Origin of the sequence: Metasolibacillus meyeri, from assembly GCF_003049505.1 — a bacterium.
GTDB classification, from domain to species: domain Bacteria; phylum Bacillota; class Bacilli; order Bacillales_A; family Planococcaceae; genus Metasolibacillus; species Metasolibacillus meyeri.
Genome location: NZ_PYWN01000082.1, coordinates 1 through 9,610, shown reverse-complemented (window position 1 = coordinate 9,610; position 9,610 = coordinate 1). Strand labels below are relative to the sequence as shown.

The window sequence follows — 9,610 nt, the reverse complement described above, 5'->3', positions numbered from 1 at the left end:
ACCAATCAGTGGGGGATGAGGAAAACCCCCACTGATTGAAGGTTCACTTTATTTAAATTGACTTAAACGGCTCTCCAACTACTGTAACAGCCTTATATTCGCACTAATTGCAATGCCTTTTTAACCTCTTGCGCATCTTTTGTTAATACGTTTTTCACATTCGCTCCGAACCATTCTAATGATGCATCTATCTTCTCCATTGAACGTGCCGCTGCTAAAAATTCATCGTAATCGACCGCACCTTCAAACAACGGAACCATCCCTTCTCTGGACCCTGATGCAGCATAGACATTGTTTGGAGAAAACACATCAAGCTGTGCACGTGAAGCGATATTTTTAAAATGAAAATGTGAGATATATGGATGAAGTTGCTTCATGGCGAAAATAGGGTTTATCCCTGACTCCCATATATGCAAAACATCAAAATTCACTCTTAAACTTGGGTGGTTTGTTTCTTCAAGTAACTGCATCGTTGAAGGTAGATTATCTGTCAATGTATTTGGATGTGTTTCAACAAGTAAATCTTGCCCTTTCGACTCAAAATAATCACAGAGTATTCTAAGTCTGGCAATGAGCTCTTTCCTTTCCTCCTCACTCGTGTCTGCACTACCTTTTTTACCTACGAATGTACGAATCTTCTTCGTTCCCCAGTGCGTTGCAAGCGAAGATAATTTCTCTGTCTCAGCCATCATCTCAGCAATGGGTGCCTCTAGTGGTAAGTAATCACTAAGCATGCTCGTTTCCAAACCGTAAGAGCGTAACCAATCTGCTCCGTACTGCGGTTCATCTGCTAAATTCTTTGCATGAACACCCCATAGCTCAATTCCTTGAAAGCCTTGAGCCTTTGCAAAGTGAGCTAATTGATCAATCGAGTAGAGATGGTGTCGAAACGAGATTGTACAGATAGATAGTTTCATGACATGACCTCTTTCCTCTGCTGTAATAGTAACCATGCTTGAAAACATTCTTGCAGCCCTTGCTTAATTTTAAATTCAAGAAGATTTTGCTGCTCTAACTTTGCAAAAATATCTTCAGCCACTGATAAGTCTTGTGTCATTGCAAGTTTCATTGCTCGATACTGAATCGTTGTATAACCATTTACTAGGCGCTCAATTTCATTACACCATGTTTCAAAGCCTTCCTCATCATGGCCAAGCGCTTCCCAAAAGAATGCAAAGGCATGTTCATATGCATATTTTCTAATCGCTAAAACTGGCAGTTGCTTTAATGCAATCGGGAGCTTTACTATATTTTCTTTTCCTTCAAGATACATTTTAATAATGTCAGTAACTGCTTCTGTCATCGGATTATGATGAAGCTTTAGACACGTATTAAAATACGCTTCAACCGTTTCTGTAGTCGGCGCAATAACTTCCTTGGAATCAAAGTAATAACCACCTTCAACAGATGGCTCTTGGATTGCAGCTATAATTCGATCCTTTGGCAAACTTCCCTCCCAGCGAAAATCAGGGTCATACATAAACCACTCTGCTTCATTTTCTGTCGTTTCTAGCATTACATAATGCGGAAACGGACGTTGATGAAATTTATTCTCTCGCTCTGGCAGCATCGATAAATCCAACATGACCATCACATGCTGGTGCGACGTTTTATTTTCTAATAACGTTAGCAATTTATTTACATTTTCCTCTTTCGATTGCTCTTCGTCATACCATTTATAAAGCTTAATTCCATAGAGCATTTCATACCATGTTTGAAAGAAATGATGGTCAATGCGGTCTGAATGATATGTTAACACCCCATTATCAAGCACATCAAAATCTGCATCCCATACGCCAAAATAGTAGGGTCTATGATCGACATCTTTTGTTTTCTTAATCACTTCACAAACACAGCTTACAAAACAGTGAACTTTTATCATGTGTTCCCTCCAACTATTTTACTTCTTGCTGTTTTTCTAAAAAGCTTGCTAATGTTCCTACCGTTTTAAAATCTTTAGGAACGAGAATTTCATCTGGAATAGAAATGCCCAAATCCAATTCTATATGGAGAATCAATTGAAGGACCATCACAGAATCCATATACAAATCCTCATTTAATCGAGCATCCTCATGAAAAGAAGATAATGTCTGCAACTCTAATGAGTTTTTCATAATATCATAGATGCCTTCAATCAATTGTTGTCTTGTCATACTAGTACGCCCCCAAGTTGTTTTCTACTGATTTTCCCATTTGGCAGCTTTTCAATTTCATGAACAAATATAAACTCCATCGGAATTTGATGTGGCGCAAGAAATCTCTGACACCATTCTCTAAGCTCCATCTCATCAATTGGTTCAATCGCTACATATTGTACACATACTCGCTCGCCTGATAGATTGTTTTGTTTCTTATATACAACAGCTTCAATGATTTTTGGGTAATCCATTAAGACATTTTCAACTTCTTGCGGATAAACATTCAAGCCTGCTACATTAATCGTGTCATCCATTCTTGCAAGGAAAGAAAGGACGTTATTTTCTATATAGCCAAGATCCTTTGTATAAATCGTTTGTGTGGACGATTCAATAATAATTTCACCTGGTGTTTGTTTGCTTCCTGCTGTCACCTTCAAATGAGGCAGAGGATAACCCATTTCTTTCGAATCCTCTACATTAGGATGAATCGCAACACACCCAGACTCAGAGCACCCATACTGCTGTAATACTTGGTGAGATTTCTCTCTTAACGATGTCAGCCAATTTTGCGGCATCACCGTTCCTGATGTCATCACACGATCGAATTGTTGATTAGCAGGTAATAATCGACTTAATGTATAAAGTAATGCTGGTGCTGCATAGAGTATATGCTTAGGGTGTTCTTTCAATTTTTTCAATATATATTTAGGGTTACTATTCGTAATAATAACGGGCATTGCTCCTCGTCTTATACAAGCTAACACACCACAAATAAATCCATAAGAATGCGTAACTGGACAAGCGACAATAGAATTTGTCAAAGAATTAACAGGCAATATTTTCACATAGCTTTCAATTTCCTCTTCCACTGAACTCCATGTGCGTTCAATACATTTCGGCGCACCTGTTGTACCTGAGCTCATTTGAACTAATACACCCTCTTGATTATTGGGATGATCTGATAGTTCAATGAAAGAATAAATTGATCGGAATAATAAAAGATGACTACCCGCTGAAGAAGCGAACCGTATAGCCCCTTCCTTCGGTGTTGCTACATGGATGGGGACGACTGATCCACCTTTTTGACGAATATATAAACAAAGTGTTATATATTGGAAAACATCATCTGTACAAATAGCTAATCTACGGTTATTACACTCTCTTAGATGTGGTAAGCTTTCATATATTTCATATTGCTTCTCGATATCTTCTACCGTATAAAATTGATCATTAACATAAAACATCGTCGTTCCTCCTTTTATCCACTTGTGCCAACGTATTACTCACGATATGTCGAAAATTACCTTCCTCTTGATTTTGAACTTTCTTTGCTAACAAAGATTCAACATAAATATGTTCACGTGTATGTTGAAGTTGTTCATTTCTTGCGTATAATGATGGGAACCGTTCAAAGTGCTTGTGTATTCCATTTCTCACTTGACGCCAAAAGCTCACTTCTTCAAATCCATACTGCTCCTCTAATAAATGAGATAATTCACTTAAATGAAATACAAACAATGTATCCATCATTAACTCTCGTAAAGCCTCTACAGAAGACATCCAATAATAATGATCCGTAGGTGCATCTTTAAAACGTGTGTGTATTTTTGCAAAGTCTGGAACGATATCTTTGTCTACAATAAATGCTTCACTATATTCAATGCTGTCATGGAAGTCCCTTAACACCACTCGAGTTGGCCAGCCATCTTGATGTAGTAAAATCATATTCTGCGCATGCGCCTCAACTGCAATACCATGCGCAACAAGCAAGTGCCACACAGGAATAACGCTCACTTCAATCAAGCGTTCTAGCCACTCCTCTGTTCCATATTGGAGCAACCAATCTGCTATAAATGGACGTCCATCTTTCTCTAGCATCATAAGCACGGTAAACGGTACCGCTTCCTCTCCATCCTTCATATAGAGGCGCACGCTTTCTCGCCATATCGAGCCAAGCTGTCCTTCTAGTTGTCCGCTATGCTTTTTTGTATCTGGCTCAAAAATAACGCCTGCATACTCTCCTAACACAACAAGAGATGCTTCATTTTGTAAATAGTCATCTAATTGAATCACCTGTTTAAGCCATGCCGAGATATGCGGAGCGGCACAAACAGCATGAGCATGCAGCTTTCGTAATGACGAGGTATTCACCATATTCATTGAGCATTTTAAATGTGCCTTTTCGGAATTTGAACAATTCCATAATGTTCGCACCGATTGAGTCGCCCGATAGTAATCACCTTTCACATCCAGAGGAATTAAATCTTTTTGTTCAATTAATTCAGCCAATTCATGTTGCATGTTATGCCATTGCCAAGGATGAATTGGTAAAAATGTATATTCTTCATATGTTGCATCGAATGTCGAAAGCTTTGTAAGAAGTTCATCCCACATTAAATGCCCCAGCTCTTTTTTCCAAAAGCTCTCCTCCTCTTCAAGGACAGCAATTTGTGTATAGCATCTTCTCACCGCTACCCATTGCAGGAAAAATTGCTGCTTTGCCTCAGGGCCATAATTTTTATGGTCATCAATTGTAAATCCTGTTCTTGATTTAAAGCAAGGATGATACGGATGTCCTTCAATGATTTCTGACTCCAATTCCTCATAGCTCGAATTTCTTCTCGACATTGGCATTTGAAGATGACGCTCATTCCATTCACAAAGCTTGCTCGTTAAATGAAGCTCTTTTAGTAATCGAGCTTTGTCTTTAGGAGTCGAAAGTAACTCGGCTACTAGGTGCTCAAGTGTTGCTTCTAGTAATGTTTGATCTTCTCCTACTAGAAAAATATGATTTTCCTTTATTCGGATACGATCAAATGCCATTTTTCTCCCTTCACAACGATAAGTACAATTCTGTCCAATAAGCGTAAAGAGTGAAGTCCATTGATCGAGACGAGTTTCTTCATATTTAACTAGACCTTCAAAAATCATCGCTTCTACAAGCTGTCGCCTTACTCGTAGCTCTCCTTGTTTAGAAGCTGAAGACTGTAGCTGCTGCATATTCTTCCTCCTCATATTGCAAAACAAACGGATTTGGAATTTTCGTGTATACCGCCTGTTCGAGTTCGGCTTCTAGTTCGTCTACATCATGAAACCTTGTTAATAAATTCGCTTTGAATGCGAGCTTTTCTTGTTTGAGAATAGTATGAATAAATGCCTTCCCAAATCCCGTAAATTCCTTTTCTAATATTTGCAGTTGCTCGATAGACCATTGCAAAAGAACTTTTTCATCAATCAGCTGATCTTCTCCAAATCGGGCAATAACGGGAAACAATTGATTCATAAACAAATAGTAAGTAAATCTATCATGAATTAGGGCATCTTCGTAAAATAGCTCTTCTGTTTCATGTAAAGAAGGCTCTATTGAAAGAAGCTCCTCTTTATATGCTTTTGACAAGTAATATCCTTGGTTGTCACGATAATAATAAGTCGTTGGATAACCTGAAGAGACGTTTAATACACTATTTTGTTGATGCGCCTCAAGAGCAATTCCATATTCATCGTATAATCGCAATGATGGCTCAATAGCACATTCCCAATAAGCTTTAAACCAATCTAAACTTACGCTTTCTAATGTGCGAGCTTTTAATTCAGCAATTTCTGCGATAATCTGAGATAACCTCGATTTTTCTGCTGGCAGAGGGTCTTGAACAAGAGCCGCAAGCATACAGATTCCTTCATCATGTCCTTCAGAAAATACGTTGGAGCGGAAAATAACTTCAAATCCTGATTCTGTCTGATTCGGAAACTCTACAGTCATATAGGCTGGGTCATCAATCATCCGAAAAGATGGATTGTTCTGCAGGAAATCAATCTTAGTCATTAACTGAGCCATAACAATGCCAGCTTTTAATTCATGCGTTCGATTTACTCTCAATGAATTCGTTATTTTTACAGGGATTGAAAATTTATACATCATCTCTTCATTTGAGCTATATACCGTTCTAATCGAAGAAGTCGCTGTATAAAATGCCCCAAGTGCTCCTTCGTATTTGATTAATCCTTCAGCCATTGCTTTTCTTACATACGGTTGCTGTAAAAGCCATTGTGCTTGGAGCGGGTGCATCGGAAGAAGACATTCCTTCTCTGACATTACAAAATCAGGTTGTGATTTTGTGATAGAGTGGAAAATAAGTTCACGCGCACTTTTTTCTAAAACAGAGGATTCTGTAACAATTTTACGGTCGATACGAAAATAGTGAAGTTGGAAAGACCCTTGTAGCTCTGGAGCAAAATTCGTTTGTTGCCAATTTGCCATCCCTTGCCTACTTTTAGGCGTTGGATGAAGCCAATGCCCAAATAACAGAGACTGCTCCGCTTCAATGAACGTAGCAGGAGCCTCATTTTGTTTGTTATCTTTCAAGTTCTTTTCAATATAATTTGTCATCGTTTGATAACTCTCAATTATACGAAGCAGGAGCTCATCAAAATGCGAATAAAGCCCACTACATCCATTCATCTTAGCCATTAAATGAAGCTCTTGAATGAGCGTGATGAGGACTGTTAATTTATCTTCAATAAGCCATTGTTTTTGTTGTGTACAATATTTCAACGAGACACCAAATTTATGTCTACCAACAAGCGATTTATATGCCACACCGAACACAAAACGAGTATTTTGGAGTGGCAACTCAAGCTCTAAAATATGTGCCTCTGTCAGCGTGGTGGATAGTCGCTGTTCCTTTATCCACTCCTCTTTTTTGACCCAATATCCACTACTTACTTCTCGTATATAACAATTCATAAATGCCTGAAACGTTGCATTTTCTGCAATCTGTTTAGCAATCTGTTGCATGTAATTAACCGCCCTTTCATATGAGTCTTACATTATCAATTTGATAATGATTATCATTCTCTGATAAAAAATTAATCTTTCTAAATTAGAAAGATTCATTAATAAGAAGTAAATATATTGCCGACAAATAATACTCCTTCCTGTTTAATCGAAAGAAATTCAAAAATTATAGGGGACTAGTAGATGAACAGCTACGTACTTTTAATTTATAAATATATTGATAATGATTATCATTATCATCAACAATTACATATTACATTAATTGGGTAAGTTGGTCAACTGCCAGAGAAGAATTTATCTTAGACTGGAAGTTTGAAAGGGCAGGAAAAAGGAAAACTTTATCTTCGCAAATATGCTTGAAACAATAAAGATTTTGATTAGTCAGAGTATCACAATAACAGGAAAACAATTTTGTCGTGAATATATTCGATGTTACTGGGAAACAATTGAGATGAAATAAAGTTGAATACAAAATTTATAAAAACTATGGATGATTTCATGTAAAGAAACCATTTTAATCAAGCATGCCTGAATATGATTGCACCGAAATTTTAATTGAAACTCCTTTCTGGCTATTCATCCCTAAAACTTCTGTACCTGATACTACGCTTTCGCGCAAAAAACATCTGCTGCTGTCGCTACAGAAAACATGTACTAAATCAAGTGAACATGAATCATGGTAATTTTATATTTTAAACAGAATTATTTACAGGCAAAATCTCACTTACTTATCAATGAAATTCCACATAGCTAATAATATATCCGAGGTTTAATATTTGAAATTCTTCTCTTTTATTTTTATAATTAGAAGGTTGTGTGTTTTTAAACAGGAGGTTACATGTGCAATACGTTATTTCTATTTTAGGTATTTTTGTTGTATTATTTTTAGCTTGGCTGGCAAGCTTCAATCGAAAAAAGATAAAGTTTAAGCCCATTATTATGATGATTATCATTCAAATTCTTTTATCACTGTTACTGTTAAATACAGAATTTGGATCAATCATCATCAAAGGGATCGCTGCTATTTTTGGTACGCTGCTCGAATTTGCAAACGAAGGCGTTTCCTTCGTGTTCGGGGGCTTAGCAAACGAGGGGGATTCTCCATTCTTTTTAAATGTACTACTACCAATTGTCTTTATTTCTGCATTAATCGGTATTCTTCAGCATTTAAAAATTCTTCCATTCCTTATGAGAGGAATTGGCTGGTTGCTAAGTAAAGTAAACGGCATGGGGAAACTTGAATCATATAATGCAGTTGCATCACTAATGGTTGGACAATCCGAGGTTTTCATTACATTAAAAAAACAACTCGGCTTACTTTCAAATCAGCGATTGTATACGTTATGTGCTTCTGCAATGTCGACTGTATCGATGTCCATAGTTGGGGCTTATATGACAATGCTAGAACCCAAATATATTGTTACAGCTTTAGTTTTGAATTTATTTGGTGGTTTTATCATAGCTAGTGTTATTAATCCATACTCAATCGATCCAAGCGAGGATATTTTAGAAACTCAAGCGCATGAAAAGCAATCCTTTTTTGAAATGCTTGGTGAGTATATTCTTGATGGTTTTAAAGTTGCCATTATCGTTGGGGCTATGTTGATTGGATTTATTGCATTAATGGCTGGATTCAATCATGTATTTGAGCTATTGTTTAACCTTTCTTTCCAGACGATATTAGGTTATTTATTTGCTCCGATTGCCCTCATTATGGGAATTCCTTTCTCAGAAGCGGTTAGCGCCGGCGCCATTATGGCAACTAAGCTGCTGACGAATGAATTTGTGGCAATGTTAGATTTATCTGGAGGCAATTATCACTTCAGTGAACGAACAATGGGCATCCTTTCTGTATTCCTAGTTTCATTCGCTAACTTCTCCTCTATCGGCATTATCGTTGGGGCTGTCAAAGGGCTTAATGAAGAAAAGGGGAATGCCGTCGCACGCTTTGGCTTAAAGCTGTTATACGGCGCTACACTCGTGAGCATACTTTCTAGTATCATCGTTAGTCTCGTTTTATAAAACAAGCTTGTAAAAACCACTAAAAACGTTGTTGATTCGCGTTTTTAGTGGTTTTTATTGACGGATCACTTTATTTTATGCTTTTTTTAATTTGAAATACTGTCTTCTTGTCACTTTCCTTCTACCTAAAAACCCTAAACCAAATAGTAGGCTGCCACTAATGAAGAAAAGAAGCACACCATTTCGGACATTTACATGCCCATTATCTGCTTCAATGGATTTCCAACCATCCACAATATTCCATGTATCTAAATAAATAAATGGATTATACACACTGCTTGCCATCGTAATATAATGATTGCCTAAGGCATAACCAGCAATAACGATGATACATGTCACTACAATAGCGGCATAGTGGCTTTTCAGTAAATTACCGATGAAGCTAAACAAGCTATTCAAAAAGAAAATTTGAGCAACAATCAGTAGACCGCCTTTGACAAGTAGCGTTACCAAATTTTCGAAATAAAAATAAGCATCATCCGCAAATGAAACGAAATAGTGCTCCTCCAAACGCTCTGTTGCATAAGTTAAAATCGGATACTCCGCTTCGCCCAAGCCACCTATCCATATAGCTATGAGGAAAATAAGTCCGCCACTAATAAGGAGTAAACTGTAGGCAATCATCAGATTGTACGCCCATTTCGTTACATAAATA

8 protein-coding genes are annotated in these 9,610 nt (G+C 37.3%); 1 reads left to right on the top strand and 7 read right to left on the bottom strand.

The features are described from left to right. Positions 1-92 precede the first annotated feature (92 nt). The 6 genes from C9J34_RS12525 to C9J34_RS12500 are packed head-to-tail and all read right to left on the bottom strand — an operon-like array spanning position 93 to position 6,933. Positions 93-917: a sugar phosphate isomerase/epimerase family protein gene (locus C9J34_RS12525; protein WP_107840258.1), complete on the bottom strand. Its 825-nt coding sequence runs from the start codon at positions 915-917 to the stop codon at positions 93-95. Beyond that, positions 914-1,882, bottom strand: a complete 969-nt coding sequence (locus C9J34_RS12520) for a DUF6005 family protein (protein WP_107840256.1) — start codon at positions 1,880-1,882, stop codon at positions 914-916. The genes C9J34_RS12525 and C9J34_RS12520 overlap by 4 nt, the downstream gene beginning before the upstream one ends. Positions 1,883-1,895: 13 nt before the next feature. Beyond that, a complete protein-coding gene (gene asbD / locus C9J34_RS12515; protein WP_107840254.1) occupies positions 1,896-2,153 on the bottom strand; it encodes a petrobactin biosynthesis protein AsbD in 258 nt (85 codons plus the stop codon). After that, positions 2,150-3,382, bottom strand: coding sequence for an AMP-binding protein (locus C9J34_RS12510; RefSeq protein WP_107840252.1), 1,233 nt, complete (start codon positions 3,380-3,382; stop codon positions 2,150-2,152). The genes asbD and C9J34_RS12510 overlap by 4 nt, the downstream gene beginning before the upstream one ends. After that, the gene (locus C9J34_RS12505) at positions 3,369-5,138 is read right to left on the bottom strand and encodes an IucA/IucC family protein (RefSeq protein ID WP_107840250.1); all 1,770 of its coding nucleotides are present in this window, start codon (positions 5,136-5,138) and stop codon (positions 3,369-3,371) included. The genes C9J34_RS12510 and C9J34_RS12505 overlap by 14 nt, the downstream gene beginning before the upstream one ends. Next, on the bottom strand, positions 5,110-6,933 hold the full coding sequence (locus C9J34_RS12500; protein ID WP_107840248.1) for an IucA/IucC family protein: 1,824 nt from the start codon (positions 6,931-6,933) through the stop codon (positions 5,110-5,112). Before C9J34_RS12500 ends, C9J34_RS12505 begins: the two co-directional genes overlap by 29 nt. A gap of 840 nt (positions 6,934-7,773) precedes the next feature. Between C9J34_RS12500 and C9J34_RS12495 the strand changes: the two genes are divergently transcribed. After that, a complete protein-coding gene (locus C9J34_RS12495; RefSeq protein WP_107840246.1) occupies positions 7,774-8,955 on the top strand; it encodes a NupC/NupG family nucleoside CNT transporter in 1,182 nt (393 codons plus the stop codon). Between the two features lie 75 nt (positions 8,956-9,030). Here the strand turns inward: C9J34_RS12495 and C9J34_RS21990 are convergent. Then, the coding region (locus C9J34_RS21990; protein WP_193768995.1) for a hypothetical protein at positions 9,031-9,610 on the bottom strand (580 nt) is incomplete at its 5' end.